The 19,520-nt window shown below is 38.8% G+C and carries 19 protein-coding genes; 8 read left to right on the top strand and 11 right to left on the bottom strand.

Features of this window, described 5'->3' with window-relative positions; translation table 11 throughout:
* Nucleotides 1-211 precede the first annotated feature (211 nt).
* Complete coding sequence (locus tag IAG46_RS04500) at nt 212-1,816, top strand: amidohydrolase (RefSeq protein ID WP_190809121.1); 1,605 nt, start codon at nt 212-214, stop codon at nt 1,814-1,816.
* A gap of 5 nt (nt 1,817-1,821) precedes the next feature.
* Here IAG46_RS04500 and IAG46_RS04495 read toward each other — a convergent pair whose 3' ends face one another.
* Complete coding sequence (locus tag IAG46_RS04495) at nt 1,822-3,036, bottom strand: RsmB/NOP family class I SAM-dependent RNA methyltransferase (protein ID WP_190809120.1); 1,215 nt, start codon at nt 3,034-3,036, stop codon at nt 1,822-1,824.
* Between the two features lie 73 nt (nt 3,037-3,109).
* On the opposite strand from IAG46_RS04495, the gene IAG46_RS04490 reads away from it, so the two are divergent.
* On the top strand, nt 3,110-4,138 hold the full coding sequence (locus IAG46_RS04490) for an oxidoreductase (protein ID WP_190809119.1): 1,029 nt from the start codon (nt 3,110-3,112) through the stop codon (nt 4,136-4,138).
* Between the two features lie 50 nt (nt 4,139-4,188).
* Here IAG46_RS04490 and IAG46_RS04485 read toward each other — a convergent pair whose 3' ends face one another.
* The 8 genes from IAG46_RS04485 to IAG46_RS04450 all read right to left on the bottom strand — a co-directional run bounded on the left by IAG46_RS04485 (nt 4,189) and on the right by IAG46_RS04450 (nt 11,374).
* Nucleotides 4,189-4,539 carry a DUF6515 family protein gene (locus IAG46_RS04485; protein ID WP_190809118.1) on the bottom strand — a complete coding sequence of 117 codons (351 nt, stop codon included), beginning with the start codon at nt 4,537-4,539 and terminating at the stop codon, nt 4,189-4,191.
* 107 nt (nt 4,540-4,646) lie between these two features.
* On the bottom strand, nt 4,647-5,087 hold the full coding sequence (locus IAG46_RS04480) for a hypothetical protein (protein ID WP_190809117.1): 441 nt from the start codon (nt 5,085-5,087) through the stop codon (nt 4,647-4,649).
* Entirely contained in the window at nt 5,080-5,610 is a 531-nt protein-coding gene (locus IAG46_RS04475; protein WP_190809116.1) for a hypothetical protein, read from the bottom strand. The genes IAG46_RS04480 and IAG46_RS04475 overlap by 8 nt, the downstream gene beginning before the upstream one ends.
* A 34-nt stretch (nt 5,611-5,644) precedes the next feature.
* Complete coding sequence (locus IAG46_RS04470) at nt 5,645-6,187, bottom strand: RNA polymerase sigma factor (protein ID WP_190809115.1); 543 nt, start codon at nt 6,185-6,187, stop codon at nt 5,645-5,647.
* 74 nt (nt 6,188-6,261) lie between these two features.
* Nucleotides 6,262-8,094 (bottom strand): ABC transporter ATP-binding protein, encoded by a 1,833-nt coding sequence (locus IAG46_RS04465; protein ID WP_190809114.1) that lies wholly within the window; start codon nt 8,092-8,094, stop codon nt 6,262-6,264.
* A gap of 4 nt (nt 8,095-8,098) precedes the next feature.
* Complete coding sequence (locus IAG46_RS04460) at nt 8,099-9,805, bottom strand: phospho-sugar mutase (RefSeq protein ID WP_190809113.1); 1,707 nt, start codon at nt 9,803-9,805, stop codon at nt 8,099-8,101.
* Between the two features lie 57 nt (nt 9,806-9,862).
* Nucleotides 9,863-10,810, bottom strand: coding sequence for a glycosyltransferase family 2 protein (locus IAG46_RS04455; protein WP_190809112.1), 948 nt, complete (start codon nt 10,808-10,810; stop codon nt 9,863-9,865).
* Nucleotides 10,811-10,852: 42 nt separating this feature from the next.
* Nucleotides 10,853-11,374 carry a DUF4199 domain-containing protein gene (locus tag IAG46_RS04450; RefSeq protein WP_190809111.1) on the bottom strand — a complete coding sequence of 174 codons (522 nt, stop codon included), beginning with the start codon at nt 11,372-11,374 and terminating at the stop codon, nt 10,853-10,855.
* Between the two features lie 163 nt (nt 11,375-11,537).
* Between IAG46_RS04450 and IAG46_RS04445 the strand changes: the two genes are divergently transcribed.
* The 3 genes from IAG46_RS04445 to IAG46_RS04435 all read left to right on the top strand — a co-directional run bounded on the left by IAG46_RS04445 (nt 11,538) and on the right by IAG46_RS04435 (nt 14,419).
* Nucleotides 11,538-11,807: a type B 50S ribosomal protein L31 gene (locus tag IAG46_RS04445; protein ID WP_190809110.1), complete on the top strand. Its 270-nt coding sequence runs from the start codon at nt 11,538-11,540 to the stop codon at nt 11,805-11,807.
* Between the two features lie 79 nt (nt 11,808-11,886).
* A complete protein-coding gene (locus IAG46_RS04440; protein WP_190809109.1) occupies nt 11,887-13,062 on the top strand; it encodes a GlmU family protein in 1,176 nt (391 codons plus the stop codon).
* 241 nt (nt 13,063-13,303) lie between these two features.
* A complete protein-coding gene (locus IAG46_RS04435) occupies nt 13,304-14,419 on the top strand; it encodes an inorganic phosphate transporter (RefSeq protein ID WP_190809108.1) in 1,116 nt (371 codons plus the stop codon).
* Between the two features lie 95 nt (nt 14,420-14,514).
* Here the strand turns inward: IAG46_RS04435 and IAG46_RS04430 are convergent, their stop codons facing one another.
* Nucleotides 14,515-15,468: a S9 family peptidase gene (locus IAG46_RS04430; protein ID WP_190809107.1), complete on the bottom strand. Its 954-nt coding sequence runs from the start codon at nt 15,466-15,468 to the stop codon at nt 14,515-14,517.
* A 232-nt stretch (nt 15,469-15,700) separates the two neighbouring features.
* Here IAG46_RS04430 and IAG46_RS04425 point away from each other — a divergent pair, with 232 nt between their 5' ends.
* Both IAG46_RS04425 and mtaB read left to right on the top strand, forming a co-directional pair.
* The gene (locus tag IAG46_RS04425) at nt 15,701-16,108 is read left to right on the top strand and encodes a DUF4440 domain-containing protein (protein WP_190809106.1); all 408 of its coding nucleotides are present in this window, start codon (nt 15,701-15,703) and stop codon (nt 16,106-16,108) included.
* An 889-nt stretch (nt 16,109-16,997) separates the two neighbouring features.
* A complete protein-coding gene (gene mtaB, locus IAG46_RS04420) occupies nt 16,998-18,326 on the top strand; it encodes a tRNA (N(6)-L-threonylcarbamoyladenosine(37)-C(2))-methylthiotransferase MtaB (RefSeq protein ID WP_190809105.1) in 1,329 nt (442 codons plus the stop codon).
* Nucleotides 18,327-18,373: 47 nt separating this feature from the next.
* Here mtaB and IAG46_RS04415 read toward each other — a convergent pair whose 3' ends face one another.
* Nucleotides 18,374-18,667 carry a GNAT family N-acetyltransferase gene (locus IAG46_RS04415; RefSeq protein ID WP_190809104.1) on the bottom strand — a complete coding sequence of 98 codons (294 nt, stop codon included), beginning with the start codon at nt 18,665-18,667 and terminating at the stop codon, nt 18,374-18,376.
* Between the two features lie 151 nt (nt 18,668-18,818).
* On the opposite strand from IAG46_RS04415, the gene IAG46_RS04410 reads away from it, so the two are divergent.
* Nucleotides 18,819-19,496 (top strand): alpha/beta fold hydrolase, encoded by a 678-nt coding sequence (locus tag IAG46_RS04410; protein ID WP_190809103.1) that lies wholly within the window; start codon nt 18,819-18,821, stop codon nt 19,494-19,496.
* The last annotated feature ends 24 nt before the right edge of the window (nt 19,497-19,520 follow it).

The raw sequence follows: 19,520 nt of genomic DNA, 5'->3' as shown, positions 1-19,520 counted from the left end.
GTTTAGCTTGAATTTTGATCTATGGAATAGGAGAGTTGTTAACGGAGAAGTGTTGATAGTTTTGCCGGTTAGTGGTGAAACTGATTTTTGATGGCTACTCATGAATTTATGCTTCTTTCCTGTTCGAGCTTAGTTAGTTTAACCCTATAAATTGATTCATACTTTTATTTAGTATTTTAGAAGGATTGTTAGCTAATTCAAATTCAATCCAATGAAACATAATCATCATGCCTTAAAAGGCGTATCTGTTGTATTGCTTTTTTTGTTAAGTATTTCATCGCTATATGCTCAAAAGAAATACTCGAAATCCAAAATCAACAAATTGAAAGCTGAGGTGGCCGCTTTGGTGGAAGCTGATAAAAAGCAAGCTCAGGTGATGGTGGATAAAGTTTTCAGCTTTGCTGAACTTGGCTTTCAAGAAGTAGAAAGTTCCAAATACCTTACTGCTATTCTAAAAGATAACGGATTTAGTATTGAAAATTCCATATCAGGAATCCCCACGGCTTGGTTTGCCAAATGGAGCAATGGTGAGGGTCCTGTAATTGCCATTGGGAGTGATGTGGATTGTATTCCCAAAGCTTCTCAATACCCTGGCGTTGCTTACCACAAACCTATGGTTGATGGCGCGCCTGGTCATGGTGAAGGGCATAATTCTGGTATTCCCCTAAATATTTCAGCAGTTTTGGCCGTGAAGAAGATCATGGAACGTGAACAAATTGGCGGGACACTTGTCGTTTGGCCCGGAATTGCAGAGGAATTAGTAGCTGCAAAGGCTTGGTATGTTCGCGATGGCCTTTTTGATGATATTGATATGTGCATTTTTACGCATGTAAGCAACAATTTGAGTGTAAGTTATGGTCCAGCTCGGGGTACAGGACTAATCTCTGTAGAATATTCTTTTGAAGGAGAGGCAGCCCATTCAGCCGGTTCTCCTTGGCGTGGGCGAAGCGCACTGGATGCGGCAGAACTTATGAATATTGGATGGAATTATAAACGGGAACATTTACATCCACTACGACGTTCGCACTCTATTTTTACTGATGCCGGTGACCAACCTAATGTGGTACCTTCAAAGGCATCTATTTGGTTCTATTTTAGAGATATTGAATATGAAGGAATCATGGAAATGTATGCTACGGCCAATGATATGGCAAAAGGAGCGGCATTAATGACAGGCACCACAATGAAATCAAAAGTTTTAGGTGCCGCATGGCCAAGACACTTTAATAAAGTGATCGCGGAGACCATGTATGCGAACATTAAAAAAGTAGGACTTCCTAAATGGTCCGAGGCTGACCAAACTTTGGCAAAAGCAGTGCAAAAGGAGGTGAACTCCAAAAAAATTGAAGGATTGGCGATAAAATTGGATACCATTGGTTTGCCGGTGGTAGATCCTATAAGTGGTGGATCTGATGATATTGGTGATATTTCATGGAAAGTACCGACCGTAACCATGCGTTTTCCTTCAAACATCCCTGGCTTACAAGGCCATCATTGGAGCAATGCCATTGCAATGGCTACACCCATAGCGCATAAAGGTGTGGTGGCCGGGGCCAAAGCAGAGGCCATGACAATTCTCGATTTTCTACTTGATCCTGAGCTACTTAAACAGTCATGGGATTATTTCAACAACGAACAAACCAAGGAAACCAAGTTTGAACCCATGATTTCTGAGGACGATATGCCACCTATTTATCTAAACAAAGACAAACAAGACCAGTTTAGGTCTGCTCTTGAACAATTTTACTATGATGAAACCACATATGACTCATATTTGGAGCAATTGGGTGTGGAATATCCCACTTTAAAAGAGTAGGGGGTTTATCCTTCCCTTTTCAAAAGAGCCATGTAAAAACCATCAAAACCACTTTCTGATGCGTAGACATTTTGCGCTCTGACCAGTTTAAAATCTTTACCGCTTTCGGATTCCAGAAAAGAGTTGACCTGTTCCGTATTCTCTTGTGGTAATATGGAGCATGTCGCATAGACCATTTGACCACCTTTTTTTACCATTTTGCTATAGTTCTGAAGTATGTCTTGTTGAATGCCCATAATACGGTCAATGAATTCGGGTTCCAATTTCCACTTAGAATCTGGATTTCGTTTTATTACACCCAAACCGGAACAGGGGGCATCCAATAAAAGTCTGTCAGCACTATTATGTAGTTTTTTAATGACTTTGGTTGAGTCGATTATGCGGGTTTCCACATTGTGGACACCATTTCGCCTTGTCCGCTTTTTAAGTTTTTTCAATTTACTTTCATAAATATCCAAAGCGATAAGTTGCCCTTTGTTTTCCATTTGGGAAGCTAAATGCAAGGTTTTCCCCCCAGCACCGGCACATGCATCCACAACACGTTGCCCGGGTTCCACTTCCAAAAATGGAGCTACCAATTGAGACGAGGCATCCTGTACCTCAAAAAAACCATTTTTAAAAGCTTCGGTAACAAAAACATTTTTGCGTTCCTTTAGTTTTAGCGCATCAGGGTGGCTGTCGATTGCAATGGTCTCAATTTCATTTTCGGCAAGCAAAGCTTGTAGTTGTTTTTTTTGGATTTTTATGGTGTTCACCCTAAGAATCACTTCGGCCTGTTTGTTCAATGCACCAATTTCTTTGGTCCAAAGCTTTTCACCTAATGATTGTTCTCCCAATTCATCCAACCAATCAGGAATTGATTCCCTGAATTTTCTGATTTTTGAAAGTTCATCAAATCTTCCCTTGATGCGACGTTCCGGGGTATCTTCCAATTGCTTCCAGTCTGGCAATCGAATGCCCTTCAACACACACCAAACCGTAAACAAACGAAACAATTGCGCTCTTGAAAAGGGTTCACGAACTTCAGCGATTTCGGCATACAAACGTTTCCACCGAACAATATCATAGGTGGTTTCAGCAATAAAACCTCTATCACGTGCTCCCCAACGCTTATCGTACCGCAGCACTTTTTCAATGACCTTATCTGCATATTCTTTTTCATTGAAGATAAGGTGTAGCGCATCAATGACCGCAAAAACCAGATTCCTGTGTAAACGCATCCTGAAATTTTAAGGATTGCAAAGGTATGGTTTCTAATAAGATTCCGATTACATTTGGGGAAAGCTGTTTTAAATGAAATATAGTTTACTAATTGGAGTATTGCTGATGGTTGGCTGTTCAACAAAAGAAAAGCCAATCCAATTCTCACAAGTAAAGATTGAAACCGTTTTTCAGGATTCAGTTAGTATCAGAGCTATTGAATTTTTGGATTCCAATACACTGGCGTTTGCAGGTAGTAATGGCATCTATGGAACTGTTAATGTTCAAACGAACAACGTTAGGAGTAATGTTCAGCAATATGATTCTATAATACCAGCTTTTAGAGCCGTGTCACATACTGATACGGATTTTTTCATGCTATCGATAGCAACCCCCGCATTATTATATAAAACTGGTAATGACGGTAAGATGGAATTGGTCTACAAAGAGGAAGGCGAAGGTGTTTTTTACGATTCTATGAAATTTTGGAACAATTTGGAAGGAATTGCCATTGGCGATACCATGGATGGTTGTTTGTCGATCATTATTACAAGGGACGGAGGTAAGAGTTGGAAAAAGTTACCATGTTCACAATTACCAAAATCAGCGGAGGGCGAAGGAGCGTTTGCAGCAAGCAATACCAATGTTGAAATTATCGGGGATGATGTTTGGATTGGAACAACAGCAGGTAAAGTGTATGCTTCAGGGGATAAAGGCAAAACTTGGAGGGTAACCCAAACGCCTATTGTAAATGAAAAACCAACCGAAGGGATTTATTCCATTGATTTTTATGATGAGAATTTAGGTTTTGCCATTGGAGGTGACTATACCGACCCTGAGTCCAAAGAAAAGAACAAAATTATAACCGAGGATGGGGGCCAAACTTGGAATTTAATAGCCAATGAGGCAGCGCCAAATTACAAGAGCTGTGTTCAATTTGTTCCAAATGTTAATGGAAAAACGCTGGTTGCCGTGGGATTTACGGGAATCTCATGTTCAAATGACCAAGGAGTCAATTGGAAACAATTGAGCGATGAAGGGTTTTATACCATCCGATTCTTAAATGACTCCGTTGCATATGCTGCGGGGAAGCATAGGATTTCAAAACTAGTATTTAAATAAAAAAGAGCGGTATTTACCGCTCTTTTTGACTAACAACCAACCTAAACAAACTAAACAGTTACAACAACATAGTGTCGACCTGTTTTTTTGTACCAAACACCTCGGTATTTGTATAGTTTTCTTCCATTGACCACGACAATTCTTCGTGCTCTTGGCAATCTCCTGACTTTTATTCCTGTTGGAGCGGCGCATACAACATATTTCTTAGCTCTTGGCTTGTACCAAACACCATCTGCGAAATAAAAATTGGTCTTTTTGTGAATCACAACTTTTGGCTTGGTAACCTTAGTTACCACTGTACCATGTTTTGGATATACACGGACTACTGTATGTTGTGCGCTTGCTATTGACATAGCTCCCAAAATGGCTATTGTGAACAGTATTGTTTTCAAGTTTTTCATAACGTAGATTTTTATGGTTTATACTTCTTTGACCATAGTTTTGGTACATGGTTTAATGAAAAAAGGAGCCAAATGACTCCTTTTTATGTATTTTGTCGAAATTGGGACTATCCGCCTCCTCTTCGTTTCCTCATTTGTTGCAGTAATCGCTTTTTAAAATCTTCTTCCGCTTTGAGGAGTAGTAACGTCTTTTTAGGTGAAATGACGGTTCTTATTTTCGATATAAAATCTTGTTCAGCCTCATGTTTTTCTTTTCGAATAATCAAGAACTTATCCAAAAGAACCGAAGATTCTGCATTGGACAAATCTTGTAGCATGGTAATTTGAGATCGGAGTTCGACTCGTTCCCTGCGTCGAATGGCCTCTAAGATTTCCTCATATTCATTGTAAATGGGCCAAAAGGATTGGGCTTCTTTTGCCGTGAGTCCCACTCTTTCGGTAATGAAGGCCACTTTCAATGTTTTGATGCGTTCTCTTCCAGGTCCTTGAGCATAAAACCATGAGGTTCCCATAAAACAAACCAACAGTATGAGTAGCTTTTTATTCATAATCATCGTAATCTAAATTTAAATCTTCAATATGCTCTACATTTTCATCCAAATATTCCAAGATATTCTCATCTTCCAGTTGATCTTCCAATACATCGTTAAAACTTAGGTTGTCAATGGCGACAACTTCGGCCAACTCGTAGAAGCTAAAATCCAGTTCAGTGTTTTCAAAATATGCATCGATTTCTGCAGAGGCCAAATCCTCAAAGGCAATTGGAGTTTCCGTTTTCCAATTCAATCCAAAGATCAGAAGAAAAACGGCAGCAATGGCCGCGGCACCGTAATAGAATTTCTTGTAAGATTTTAGTTGTATGACCTTTGGCTCTTTTTGGTCAATTTTGGAAAAGATTTTTTTCGGAAGGTGCCCAAAATACCCCTCGGGTACGGTAAAACCATCCGATTTAGGTATTATCGAGTCTTCTGTTCCCGTTTCTTGCTGATTGATTTTATCCATAAGCCGGTCATGGAGACTATCAAAATAGCCCTCAGGGGTTTTAAAATTATCTTTTTCGTCCTTTCCCATCTTTTTTGGTTAGACGATCAAACCATATAAAGGTTTAATCTGCCTTAATATACGTTTCAATTTTCTTAACGGCCAAATGGTATGATGCTTTTAAAGCCCCCACAGATGTTTCTAGCACTTCGGAAATTTCATCATACTTCATTTCCTGAAAATATTTCATGGTGAACACCAATTTTTGCTTATCAGGAAGTGTGGCCATGGCCTTTTGCAATTTCAACTGGATTTCACTTCCCTCAAAGTATACATCGGATTGTAAATTTTCAACCATCTTCATTTTCAACTCCTCATCACTTACTCCCAGTTTTTTTGATTTCTGTTTCAAAAAAGTCAACGACTCATTAGTTGCAATGCGGTACATCCAAGAATAGAGCTTGCTGTCTCCTTTAAAGCCCTCTATATTTCGATATACCTTTATAAAGGTGTTTTGGAGAACATCGTCTGCGTCGTCATGGTTTAAAACAATCCTTCGTATATGCCAATACAACCGTTCTTTGTAGGTATTGACCAATACCTCAAAGGCTCTTGCTTGACTTTCTTTTTGTTTTAGCTCGTTGACTAAGGTTTCCTCAGCAATCAAATGTTTCTACATTTTGGTGCTATGACTAAGGTAATGGAAAATGGTTTAATGTGATTTTTAGGTCTGACTATATATCAGGAGCCCATGGATTGCATTTCGACCAATTTTTTGTAGCCTTTTTGGGATTTCATCAACTCATCGTGAGTGCCTTGCTCCACAATTTTTCCTTTGCTGAGCACAACTATGGAATCAGCATTTTGAATAGTGGATAATCGATGCGCAATAACAATAGAAGTCCTGTTCTGCATCATTTTTTCAAGCGCATCTTGCACCAAACGTTCACTTTCGGTATCCAAGGCGGAGGTAGCTTCGTCCAAAATCATGATAGGAGGATTTTTGAGTACTGCCCTAGCAATGGATAGACGTTGTTTTTGACCTCCACTAAGCTTATTTCCGCTGTCTCCTATGTTGGTTTCGTAACCATTGGGAAGTTCCATAATAAAATCATGTGCATTGGCTATTTTGGCCGCTGCAATGATTTCGTCTTCCGTAGCATCCTCTTTTCCAAGACCAATATTGTTTTTTACCGTATCGTTGAACAAAATGGAATCTTGGGTTACCAATCCCATCAAGCCTCGAAGCGATTTTTTGGTAATGTCTTTGATATTGGTGCCATCAATTGAGATTTCTCCTTCGTTAACATCGTAGAATCGGGTAACCAGATTGGCGATGGTACTTTTTCCACTTCCCGATTGTCCTACCAAGGCAACGGTATGTCCTTTTTTGACTTCCAAATTGAAGTTTTTCAACACATAATCATCTTTATATTTGAAGGAAATATCTTTGATAGTAATATCTGTGGTTAAACTCTTTTTGTCGATGGCATTTTTAGCATCGGATATTGCATTTTCAGTATCCAAAACGTCGAAGATGCGTTCTGCGGAGGCATTTCCTTTTTTAATATTGTAATTGACGGTAGTTATGGCTTTAACGGGGTTGATTATGGTGTAAAACAACCCGATATAGCCCATAAATTCCTGTGGGGAAAGGGTACTTTGGTTACCCAACACCAAACTTCCTCCATACCACAATACCGTAATTACAACGGCTACCCCTAAAAATTCACTGAACGGGGAAGCAAGGCCTTTACGCTGCAAAACAGCAATCATAATTTTTTTAAATCGAGATGTCGATGCCATAAATTTGGATGACAACCTTTCTTCTGCATTAAAGCCTTTGATAATTTTCAACCCTCCCAAAGTCTCTTCTATAAAGGATAAAAAGATTCCTGTTTCCTTTTGGGCCTCAAGGGATTGTGATTTTAGTTTCTTTCCAACAATGGAAATCAAAAATCCAGCGATTGGTAAAAAAATGAACACAAATAGGGTGAGCTGTGCACTGATGGCCAACATTGAAATCAATACAATTACAATAGTAATTGGTTCTCTTGCCAATGCCTCGAGCGAATTGATAATCGAATTTTCTACCTCTTTGACATCTGAAGTCATACGTGCCAACAAATCTCCTTTTCTAGCTTCTGAAAAGTATCCCAACGGCAGATACAGGGTCTTTAAGTACAATTTGTCTTGAATGTCTTTGACCATACCCGTCCTAAGATAGGCCAAGACATACATTGCCGCATAGCGAAACAGGTTTTTCAAAAAGAAAATCACAATACTGGTAATACAAATAAATACCAAAGCTGCCAACGGGCCATCACCTTCAACTTTAACAGTTAGAAAATGGTTTAACGAACCTTCTAGGTACTCTTTAAGGTTACCCATGCCTTCATAAATCGGGGCTTTTTCGACCTTTTCCTGTGTGCTAAATAGTATTCCAAGTGTTGGGATAAATATGATTATCGATAATACGTTGAAAATCGAATAGAGGATATTAAACAGAATATTCAGAAAGCCATATTTGCGATAGGGTACCGCAAAACGGAGAATCTTTTTAAAGTAATTCATTCAGCTATAAATTCAGTTCGGAAAGGATTCCTTTAATTTTCTTATCCAGCTGCGAATTTACGGATTTAAAATCTGCTGCTTTCTCCAATTTGGCATTTGTAGTGATGTAAAACTTCACCTTTGGTTCTGTTCCACTAGGTCTGGCAGCAATTCGTGTACCGTCCTCTGTTTCGTAAATCAACACATTGGATTTGGGTAGGTTGATGGCTTTTTCCTCACCGGTCTGCACGTTTTTGGCCATTGAAGTATTATAATCCTCTATCCAAACCACTTTGGAGCCCTGCACGGATTCCACAGGATTTTCTTTGAAGTCAATCAACATCTGCTTGATTTCTTCTGCTCCACTTATTCCTTTTTTAGTCAAGGAAACCAAATGTTCCTTATAAAAGCCAAAGTTTACGTAACCGTCGATTAGCTCTTTGTAAAACGAACTTCCATTGGCTTTGGCATCTGCTGCGACTTCGCAGGCAAGTAGGGTAGAGGTGACAGCATCCTTATCTCGGACAAAATCTCCAACCATATACCCAAAACTTTCCTCACCTCCTCCGATAAAGGTGGAATTTGGAAAATCCTTGATCATTTGGCCAATCCATTTGAACCCGGTAAGGGCAGTCTTAAATTCAACACCATAAGCCTTGGCCATTTGTTCCACCATTGGGGTAGAAACTATGGTGGTGGCTATAAATTCATTCCCCTGAAATCCTTTTTTCTTGTATTGGTCCAAAAGGAATTTGGTCATGAGGACCATTGTCTGGTTACCATTTAAAAGCTCCATTTCACCTTCCAAATTCCGAACGGCAATGCCCAAACGGTCACTATCGGGATCTGTGCCCACAACCATATCAGCACCAATTTCTTCTGCTTTTTTGATGGCAATTTTTAAGGCTTCCGGCTCTTCAGGGTTTGGCGATTCTACCGTTGGAAACGCCCCATCGGGTTTCGCTTGCTCTTCTATGATGGTCACATTATTGTAACCGGCTCGTTCCAATACTTCAGGTAAGGCTGTAATGGAGGTTCCATGCAAGGAGGTAAATACAATTTTAAAATCGTCCTTGCCTTTTGCACCAAAACTGCCTTTGGCCACAGATGCTTCAAAAAAGGCTTCATCTACATCCTTGTCAATCAATTCGATAAGCCTTTCGTCTGCATTGAACTTGATATCTTCAAAGGAAAGCGAATTGATTTCCGCAATAATTTCTCCATCTTGTGGAGGAACAATTTGACCTCCATCCGTCCAATACACTTTGTACCCATTGTATTCTGGCGGATTGTGAGAAGCTGTCAACACAATTCCGGCATGGCAGTTTAAATGCCGAACGGCGAATGACAATTCAGGAGTCGTGCGCAGTTCAGAGAAGAGAAATACTTTTATTCCGTTGGCTGCAAAAACATTTGAAACGGTTTTCGCCAAAGTATCGGAGTTATGTCGGCAATCATAGGCAATCACTACTTTGATTTCTTCGTTTGAGTAGGTTTTCTTAAGATAATTGCTAAGTCCCTGAGTATTTTTCCCCAAGGTATATTTGTTGATTCTATTGGTTCCCACTCCCATAACACCTCGCATTCCTCCGGTACCGAACTCCAAGTCTTTGTAAAACCGTTCTTTAAGTTCTTCGTGGTCGTTATTTATTAAATGTTGGATTTCTTTTTTGGTTTCTGTATCAAAAAAATCTGTAAGCCAGGTTTGTGCGTTTGAGGTAATGGAATCCATTTATGGTATCTAGTTTAATAAGAATAAAATTACAAAGAATCTATATTCAAGACTTGCTTAAACGTTAATTTTATCTGAGATGGTATATCGGGTATCACTTTTTCTAGATCTAACAATGATTTCACCCAAAAACCCGGCTAGGAACATTTGTGTTCCTATTATCATGGCTGTCAATGCGATATAAAATTGCGGACGTTCCGTAATCAATCTACCTGTAGGGTTTAAAAAGAGTTTGTCCACACCCAAATAGATAGAAAACCCAAAGCCAACAATGAACATGAGTACTCCGAGTGCACCGAACAAGTGCATGGGCTGTCTGCCAAACTTTGATACGAACCAAATAGTGATCAAATCCAAAAAGCCATTGATAAAGCGCTCCGCTCCGAATTTGGTGTTTCCGTATTTTCGCGCCTGATGTTGAACCACCTTTTCCGTAATATTGGAAAACCCAGCATTCTTGGCCAAAACGGGAATGTAGCGGTGCATGTCTCCAGATACTTCTATACTTTTCACCACTTCATTTCTATATGCCTTTAATCCGCAATTGAAATCATGAAGTTTTAACCCAGAAGTTTTTCGGGCTGCCCAATTAAAGAGTTTGGAAGGGATATTTTTTGTGATGATAGAATCGTACCGTTTCTTTTTCCATCCAGAGACTATATGGTTTCCATCTTCTTTGATCAATGTATATAATTCAGGAATTTCTTCAGGATTGTCTTGCAAATCTGCATCCATGGTGATCACAACTTCGCCTTGTGTTGCTTTGAAACCTGCATGCAGGGCTTGTGATTTTCCAAAATTCTTCAAAAATCGAATCCCCTTAACATTGCTGTTGGAGCTGGACAGTTCTTGGATAGTTTGCCAGGAACCATCAATGCTGCCATCGTCAATAAAAATTATCTCGTATACAAAATGATTGGATTGCATAACTTTTGCAATCCAATCATGAAGTTCTTTGAGCGATTCTTTTTCGTTAAGTAAAGGAATTACAATGGAAATCTGCATTGTTCAATTCTGGAATTCCTTTCAAAAGTAGTATTTTTTGGTTTAGTATGCCGGGTTGTCCTTTTTGATTATTAGTCCAGTAATTAGTCCAACAATAAGTCCAAAAAGAGCACTAATGACTAACCCAAATGCTAAAAATACTGGGAAAAGCTTCTTTTGGAAGGCTACTCCTTGATCCCACTGTTCCTGTGTTAGGCCTGGGTTTTCTTCAAAAGTTTTAACGCGTTGTATTTCAGTGGCTTTCTCTAAATAATCAGGTTCTATTATATTGGATAGCACCAAAAAATATAAGGTACCTAGTATTGCTGCTATCAAACCTACTCCAGCTCCTATTTTTAACGCTTGTGCCAATTTAATGTAGCCATTATTGGCTTTTTTATACTGAATCGCGGCAATAACAGTAAATACCGCTAGAATTCCGAATTGTATTGCCTGAATGGCAAAACTTCTATCATAATGCAAATCAGCAAAATAGAGCATAATGCCAAAAACTATACCTGCAATTCCGGCAATTAAGCCATATCGCAATGAAAATTTCCTTGTTTTAGGTTGGGTTCCTTCCATTTTGTTTAAATTTTTAGTGTTGATTGTAGCTTGTTAGTGAGGTCTTTGGTTAATTTGTTACATATAAAAATAGATTTTTTCTTTTTTAGGCATTATAAGTTGGGAATATCCAATAAATCATTAAATTTGCACCTCGAAATTCTGAGATCAAGTATTAAAGACGATGAGAAAAGGTATACACCCAGAAAATTATAGATTGGTAGCTTTTAAAGATATGTCTAATGACGATGTGTTTATTACAAAATCTACCGCCGAGGCCAAAGAGACCATAACAGTAGATGGTGAAGAATATCCTTTGGTAAAGTTGGAGATTTCAAGAACTTCACACCCATACTATACTGGTAAGACCAAATTGGTTGATACTGCTGGTAGAATTGACAAGTTCAAGAACAAATACAAAAAGTTCAGCAAAGAAGAAAAGAAAGAAGAATAAGCTACTTTCACAACAATATTTAGCGCCTCTGGTTATTAATCAGGGGCGTTTTTTATTTTTACACTTTTAAACCAACACCATGAACTATATCCTTTCTGACGGACCGCAAAGAAAAGCGTTGCTTCCTTTTACCTTTACAAGACCAGTTGCGGAGATTAGAATTGGAATTTTGACCATTCGGGAAAAATGGGAAAAGTACCTCAATACAACAACAAGTTTTAAAACAGAAGACTATTTATCTGAAAAATATCAGATGGTGGATGCTGAAGATAATATTGTAATTGTGGCTTCTTTTCTTCCAAATGAACCTCTAATGCAGCATATTCTTTCTTTAAAAGAAAGGGAAGCTATCTTTTATCAGGATAGAATTGTAGCCTACAGAACTGATAACCCTAGAGGTGAAGTTGATTTTTCAGACTATGGAAAAATCGAGTTTATTGGTGATATACTCACCGTAGATTATACATGGGACATCTTTTCTAAAAACGGCGAGGCACTTCAAGCTGACTTCGATTTTATTACCAAAGGAAGAAAAAGTGCTCCAATCTCAGATACCAACAAAGTTGTAAGACCTGAAAATATTTTTTTGGAAGAAGGTGCCTCGGTCGAATATTCGATATTGAATGCCTCAGAAGGCCCCATATATGTAGGAAAAAATGCCGAGATATGGGAAGGTGGGCTTATACGTGGTGCATTGGCCCTCTGTGAGAAAGCAGTAGTAAAAATGGGAGCCAGGATTTATGGTCCTACAACCATAGGCCCTTTTGGGAAGGTCTGTGGAGAAATCAGCAACTCTGTTATCTTCGGATATTCAAGCAAGGGGCACGAGGGTTATTTGGGCAATTCTGTCTTGGGTGAATGGTGTAATATTGGCGCGGACTCGAACAATTCCAATTTAAAGAACAACTACGCTAAAGTACGGTTGTGGAATTACGACACGGAAAAATTTGATCACACTGAACTACAGTTTTGTGGACTTATGATGGGTGATCACAGTAAAACTGCTATTAATACGATGTTCAATACAGGAACCGTGATTGGAGTAAACAGCAACATTTATGTTCCTGGTTTCCCAAGAAATTTTATCCCAAGTTTTAGTTGGGGAGGTGCTTCAGGATTTCGAACCTACCATACCAAAAAAGCATTTGAGACAGCAGAAGTGATGATGGCCCGGAGAGGTAAGGAATTTGACGAAATTGAGGCAAAGATTCTACAACACGTCTTTGACGAAACCGAAAAGTGGCGTAACTTCTAACTCTGGCCAATCCAATTTCTTTTTTATTTTTAACTATACTTTATTGACTTCCAATTGTTTCTGCCTAAGAGTCGGGGTGAATGCGTATTTTTCAGTAAAGTAACGGTCGAAATATCGACCAAAGAAAATATCGTTGACCAAAATTCTTGATAGACTTTGTGTTTAGCCAATAACAGCTGTACTATTTTTTAATATAGACAAGGTCATTTTTGAGAATTCAGAATAAGATAAACCTTTGCATATGATTCTGATAGTTCTTTTTATTGTTGCGTGTTTTTTAGCTTACAGTAATGGTGCAAACGATAATTTCAAAGGTGTAGCCACATTATTTGGTAGTGGAACAACAAACTACAAAGGAGCTATTACCTGGGCAACGATTACCACGTTTCTAGGATCCGTAGCGGCAATATATCTTGCAGATACCTTGGTCAAAAATTTCTCAGGAAAGGGATTGGTTCCCAATGAATTGATTCAAGACCCTAATTTTGCTGTGGCTATAGCATTGGGGGCGGGAATAACGGTTTTCTTGGCTACCCGCATAGGGATGCCCATTTCTACCACCCATTCCTTGGTGGGGGCCTTGTTTGGAAGTGGGGTCGTTGCCGTAGGCAGTGCATTTAACTTTACTAAGCTTGGCAATACTTTCCTGATTCCTTTAATTGTAAGCCCTTTAATGGCTGCGGTAGTAAGTTTGTTGGTGTATGTTCTTTTCAGAAGATTACGAATTGCCTGTGGTGTATCCAAAGAAACCTATGTTTACGTAAGTGAGGAGACCAAATTGACCCCTCAGATTCAGAACAAGGATAATTCCGTAGCCCTTGAAGTAATTCGCCAAAAGACCACGAGGTTATCCGTTGGCGAACGAAGTGAAGAAAGATATCAGGGCAAATTTTTAGGCATCAAAGCTCAAAAATTACTGGATTATGCCCATTACCTAAGTGCTGGGGTGGTCAGTTTTGCGAGAGGATTGAACGATACCCCCAAAATTGTTGGATTATTATTAGTAATCAACTCGCTTAGTATTGAATGGGGAATGATCGCTGTTGCTTTGGCCATGGCCATTGGGGGTATTATAAATGCCAAAAAGGTGGGACATACCGTTGCAAAAAAAATCACACCTATGAATCATGGGCAGGGTTTTACGGCAAATCTTATTACAGGCTTATTGGTAACCACCGCCAGTATTCATGGTATGCCAGTATCCACAACCCATGTTTCGGTGGGCTCCATATTTGGAATTGGTACCGTAACCAAAAAAGCCGATGTAAAAACGGTTAGGAATATACTTCTATCATGGTTATTGACCTTACCTGTGGCTGCTTTGTTCAGTGCTTTGGTATATTGGATATTGGCCTAATTTAGAGTTGTTTAGGGAATAATTTTACGATAATTGGCATTCTTATGTAAGCCAAGTTTCACGAACACCTTGGAATTTAATCATTGCAATGTTGGTCATCTCCCATGAGGTTTCATATGAGGGTGGGTTTTAAGGTTTTTTACATAATGGTCTAAAAACTCTTTTATGTTGTTGTCCGTTAAGGAGCGATACTCACTCAACCCGTGATCTCCGCCTTCATAAAAATGCAACCTGAATGGATGTTTTTTCGCATACAATGAATCTGCCATGTCCAAAGCGTCCTTGGGTGAAACACGCCAATCCCCTGAGCCATGAAGCAGTAATATGGGCGTTGTCCTGCAAAGCTTGTCTACCCAATAAACTGCGGAACGTTTTTTAAGTTCGGCCTCCTTGTTGGTTTCATAATTGGGCAGTAATTGTGAAAACACATATTTTTCCATTTCTGGCCTTGCTTCAATATTTCTGAAACTATTGGCAACACCAGCTCCAATTATAGCTGCTTTAAACTTACAGGTTTCAGAAAGTACCCTATAGGTCATCAATCCACCACGACTCCATCCGTAAATTCCCATTCTTGTAGTATCTGCTCCTTTCATATTCGCAAGCATGGGCACAAGGTTATGAACATCATTTACATCTTTACCCCCAAATTCCTCCATACCTTCACTGCCTCCACCACCGCGATAATTGCTGGCGGCAACCACATAGCCCCAGGATGCAATGGTCTGCAATATGTAAGTGGCTCTTAAATCATTTAAAGCACCAAATTCACGATTGCCACCTCTATTAAAAATAATTACGGGATAAACTCCTTCAGTTTTAGGCGTTGCCAGATAACCTTTGATTTTTAAGCCGTCAGATTCATAGATGATGCTATAAAGCTGGGTTGCGTCAACAGTTTTCTGAATAACAGGTCTATTGGCAATCTTTTGTTTTATAGTATCATGTAGCACTACTTTTTCTTTATGGTACAGTTCGCCGTTTTGGGCGAATAGGCTAAATGAAAGAAACAAATTAAAACATAAGGCAAAGAGAACCTTGATTTTCATAAAAGTTGGTCTTGAAAAAGGTTGATACTCAGTTTAGTTGAATCTCACTAAGGTAATGGAAAAAAGATGCAATAAGAAAAGTTCCTAAAAGTTGGGTTGCGATATATATGGTCCCTAATTTAATTTGCTTTTGATTACCTTGTCGAGGCACGTTAACACCTAATTCAAAATGAGATTTCTAGTAGCCATAATTTTATACTGTTTTGTTTTTCTTGGTTGCAAATCAGATAAGATGGACTCGCAAAGTGAGCTGGCAACTGCGGAACAAGAAAAACTAGCTATCAAAACTACTCTTGTTGCCATGTGGGATGCGATTGAAAATGACGATGTTGACCGCTATGCAAGTTATGTGCATCCAGGTTTTACCCAGTTCGGTGAAACAGACTCCATACTTAGAGTTGGGAAAGAGGTGGAGGTCAAAGGTGTGGCCGAGTGGGTAAAAAATTCTACCGGAATCCACACGAAAATGGACGAGCCTTTAATAACAATTAAGGGTGACGTTGCCTGGATTACCTATTACTGGAGGGATAAAGGTGTTACAAACGGGGAATCTTTCACTTCAAGGGGTAAGTCAACCCGGATTTTTGTAAAAGAAAATGGCAAGTGGTTGTGCATTCATGGGCATTATACACTATTGTAGCTTGCTTGTATAAAATTTGGAGTTTCGTTATCGGTTCGGCTATAATTTCGTTGCGGAAAATGTCCGAAGGACTTTTCCGTATGAAATCCAGCCGTTTTAATGGTTAATAGGTTTCAATTTAAGAAGAATATAGCAATGAATTATAGCCATTGTTGTAACAGGTTTTATCAATTTTTTCTAACTGTAAAATAAATTAATCTTATAAAGAGGTATATGTTCATAACGAAAAATATGAAGAGTAAAATTAGGTAGTTGGTTTTATAATTGTTGCCAAGAAAATTTAAAGAACCAAGTAAAGAAAACAATAACCAGAATATTCCAATTGTCAATATTATTATGGTTGAAACACCACCTATGGATACTTTACCTGAGTATCGTTTGTTACGTTTTGTTCCATATATATAATATAATGTGATAATTACAAAGCAGAACCCAAATGATAATCTAAAAGTGATGTCTGTATCGAAGTAACCAATTAGTATTACTGGAAGGAAACTAAATATTGAAATTAGACAAGCGATCTCAATCATCATATAAAAACGTACTAGATTGAGCTTATCGAGATCAGTCCACTGACTGTCACGAGGTTTTAGAATAGAGAATAAGGCCGCAAACCCTGCAATGGTAATTGTTACTTGGCTCAATGCATAAAATTCGTCCATTTTCAAAATTTGTTACAACGTTTCAGATATCACTTCGTTTTAATGGGTTATATTGACCGACAACGAAGTTAGCAGAATAAAAATTCAATTTCAATGGATTAGTTTAAAAACCTTTTAAGGTTTTATAAACAAGATTGGATCAACCGAGCCTTCATCCTTATTACCCTATCTGAACTTAACTTCCAACAAATCACTATCTTTGCAGCCCTAAAATTGAATATAGGTCAATGCATAAAAAGGTCGCTTTTTACACACTGGGTTGCAAGCTCAATTTCTCTGAAACTTCTACCATTGCAAGAAGTTTTGAAAAAGAGGATTTTGAGCGTGTTGACTTTTCTGAAAAGGCTGACATGTATGTGATCAATACCTGTTCCGTAACGGAGAATGCCGACAAGCGATTTAAAACGATTGTAAAACAAGCGCAAAAGAGTAATCCAGATGCCTTTGTTGCGGCAGTTGGGTGTTATGCTCAGCTGAAACCCGAGGAATTGGCGGCTGTTGATGGTGTGGATTTGGTACTGGGAGCCACTGAGAAGTTCAAAATTACCGATTACATAAACGATTTGACCAAAAATGATAGGGGAGAAGTACATTCCTGTGAAATTGAGGATGCTGATTTTTATGTCGGAAGTTACGCCATTGGAGACCGTACCCGTGCCTTTTTAAAGGTACAGGATGGATGTGACTATAAATGTACCTATTGCACCATTCCATTAGCTCGAGGAATATCACGAAGTGATACCTTGCAAAATGTATTGCGAAATGCTGCTGAGATAGCTTCAAAAGATATTAAGGAAATTGTGCTCACTGGGGTAAATATTGGTGATTATGGAAAAGGAGAGTTTGGCAACAAAAAGCACGAGCATAGCTTTTTTGAGTTGGTAAAGGCGCTGGATGAGGTTGAAGGTATCCATCGACTTCGCATTTCCTCTATTGAGCCGAATCTGCTTAAGAATGAGACAATCGATTTTGTTGCAAAAAGCAACTCCTTTGTACCACACTTTCATATACCCTTGCAAAGCGGAAGTGATGAAATTTTAAAGTTAATGCGCCGCAGATACCTGTCCAATCTCTATGTGGATAGGGTGAAACGCATCAAGGAAATTATGCCCCACGCCTGTATTGGTGTGGATGTTATTGTCGGCTTCCCTGGTGAAACTGATGAACATTTTTTAGAAACCTATCATTTCCTCAACGAATTGGATATTTCCTATTTGCATGTGTTCACCTATTCTGAAAGGGACAACACCCTGGCGGCGGAAATGGAAAATCCCGTACCCAAAAATGTGCGCAGCAAACGGAGTAAAATGCTGAGGGGGCTTTCCGTTAAAAAAAGAAGAGCCTTTTACGAAAGTCAGCTGGGTAGCCTAAGGACGGTTTTGTTTGAAGGGGAAAACAAAGCAGGATACATTCATGGGTTTACCGAAAACTATGTAAAAGTAAAGGCCCCTTGGAATCCAGAATTGATCAATACACTGCATCAAGTTGAACTTACGGAGATTGATGAGGATGGGTTGATCCGTTTCAATTTTATACAGCAAAAAGTTTTGGCATAAAAAAAACCTCTCAACGAGAGGTTTTATACTTTCAGTTCTAAAATAAATTAGATGCGGATCCCTACGGGCAGCATCTCTTTATATTGTCTATTCTTTCTTAGAAAACCAGCTATATGCGGGCTTGTAGGCACAACTCTAAGATTTTTTTCTTGGATTTCGTGCAGAACGGCTTTGATAAAAGTTTCCTTAAAGTCCTCCTGTGTAATCTCCTCAGGAATAACCAACTTAGTCAAAAATACTTTGCGTTCTTGTGACGAGTACTCAATCTTGGCCAAATGCCCATCGACCTTAGTCTCATATTGGCGTAAGAAACTATTGTCATTGATTTTCATTTCTGTCATATAGAGTTGTTTTAATTTGATATGGTGTTAATTACCAAAATGATAATTAAATATTATCTCCCTAGCATTTTTTTGGGGCGATAGCTAAAAAGGGACACAAAATTAGTCAAAAAATCGCTAATTTCCTAGCCAAATCGATATTAGGTGAGAAATGCCCGACAATAAAACACATATATATTTAATGCCGGGAATGGCTGCCAACCCATCTATTTTTGATGGGATCAAGTTACCTCCCGAAAGTTTTGAAACCCATAAACTGGAATGGTTTGTTCCCGATAAAGGAATGTCCTTTTCGGATTATGCAAAAAGTATGATAGCCAAAATCAAACACGAAAGCCCAATACTTCTTGGAGTTTCGTTTGGTGGTATGTTGGTACAAGAAATGGCCAAACATATGAAAACCTCCAAGATTATAATTGTTTCTAGCGTAAAACGAAGTTCTGAATTGCCTAAACGAATGCTTTTTGCAAAATACACCAAGGCACACAAACTACTACCTACCGGGTTGGTAACTAACGTAGAGCTGCTCGCCAAATACGCATTTGGAGAAACTGTTACCAAAAGGTTAGAGCTTTATGAAAAGTATCTTTCCGTTAGGGACAAGCATTATATAGATTGGTCATTGGATAAAATTGTAAACTGGAAACAAACAAACCCCGACAAAGACCTGATTCATATTCACGGCGAAAAGGATGCAGTTTTCCCAATCATCAATATTAAAGATTGCGTTCCGGTAAAAAATGGAACCCATACCATGATCATTCATAGGGCCAAATGGTTCAATGAGCGCCTTCCGACAATTATTTTGGGAGAAGAGAGTTCTATATAGTATATCTTTACGAAAGAAATAAGA

The sequence above is a fragment of the Flagellimonas sp. S3867 genome, assembly GCF_014698935.1.
GTDB lineage: Bacteria > Bacteroidota > Bacteroidia > Flavobacteriales > Flavobacteriaceae > Flagellimonas.
Note: the sequence above shows the minus strand (reverse complement) of the source record. Positions and strands in the feature narration are given on the sequence as shown.

Coding starts and splice junctions, on each gene's coding strand:
- IAG46_RS04500 (WP_190809121.1), top strand. CDS start 212: ATGAAACATAATCATCATGCCTTAAAAGGCGTATCTGTTGTATTGCTT.
- IAG46_RS04495 (WP_190809120.1), bottom strand. CDS start 3,036: ATGCGTTTACACAGGAATCTGGTTTTTGCGGTCATTGATGCGCTACAC.
- IAG46_RS04490 (WP_190809119.1), top strand. CDS start 3,110: ATGAAATATAGTTTACTAATTGGAGTATTGCTGATGGTTGGCTGTTCA.
- IAG46_RS04485 (WP_190809118.1), bottom strand. CDS start 4,539: ATGAAAAACTTGAAAACAATACTGTTCACAATAGCCATTTTGGGAGCT.
- IAG46_RS04480 (WP_190809117.1), bottom strand. CDS start 5,087: ATGAATAAAAAGCTACTCATACTGTTGGTTTGTTTTATGGGAACCTCA.
- IAG46_RS04475 (WP_190809116.1), bottom strand. CDS start 5,610: ATGGGAAAGGACGAAAAAGATAATTTTAAAACCCCTGAGGGCTATTTT.
- IAG46_RS04465 (WP_190809114.1), bottom strand. CDS start 8,094: ATGAATTACTTTAAAAAGATTCTCCGTTTTGCGGTACCCTATCGCAAA.
- IAG46_RS04460 (WP_190809113.1), bottom strand. CDS start 9,805: ATGGATTCCATTACCTCAAACGCACAAACCTGGCTTACAGATTTTTTT.
- IAG46_RS04455 (WP_190809112.1), bottom strand. CDS start 10,810: ATGCAGATTTCCATTGTAATTCCTTTACTTAACGAAAAAGAATCGCTC.
- IAG46_RS04450 (WP_190809111.1), bottom strand. CDS start 11,374: ATGGAAGGAACCCAACCTAAAACAAGGAAATTTTCATTGCGATATGGC.
- IAG46_RS04445 (WP_190809110.1), top strand. CDS start 11,538: ATGAGAAAAGGTATACACCCAGAAAATTATAGATTGGTAGCTTTTAAA.
- IAG46_RS04440 (WP_190809109.1), top strand. CDS start 11,887: ATGAACTATATCCTTTCTGACGGACCGCAAAGAAAAGCGTTGCTTCCT.
- IAG46_RS04435 (WP_190809108.1), top strand. CDS start 13,304: ATGATTCTGATAGTTCTTTTTATTGTTGCGTGTTTTTTAGCTTACAGT.
- IAG46_RS04430 (WP_190809107.1), bottom strand. CDS start 15,468: ATGAAAATCAAGGTTCTCTTTGCCTTATGTTTTAATTTGTTTCTTTCA.
- IAG46_RS04425 (WP_190809106.1), top strand. CDS start 15,701: ATGGACTCGCAAAGTGAGCTGGCAACTGCGGAACAAGAAAAACTAGCT.
- mtaB (WP_190809105.1), top strand. CDS start 16,998: ATGCATAAAAAGGTCGCTTTTTACACACTGGGTTGCAAGCTCAATTTC.
- IAG46_RS04415 (WP_190809104.1), bottom strand. CDS start 18,667: ATGACAGAAATGAAAATCAATGACAATAGTTTCTTACGCCAATATGAG.
- IAG46_RS04410 (WP_190809103.1), top strand. CDS start 18,819: ATGCCCGACAATAAAACACATATATATTTAATGCCGGGAATGGCTGCC.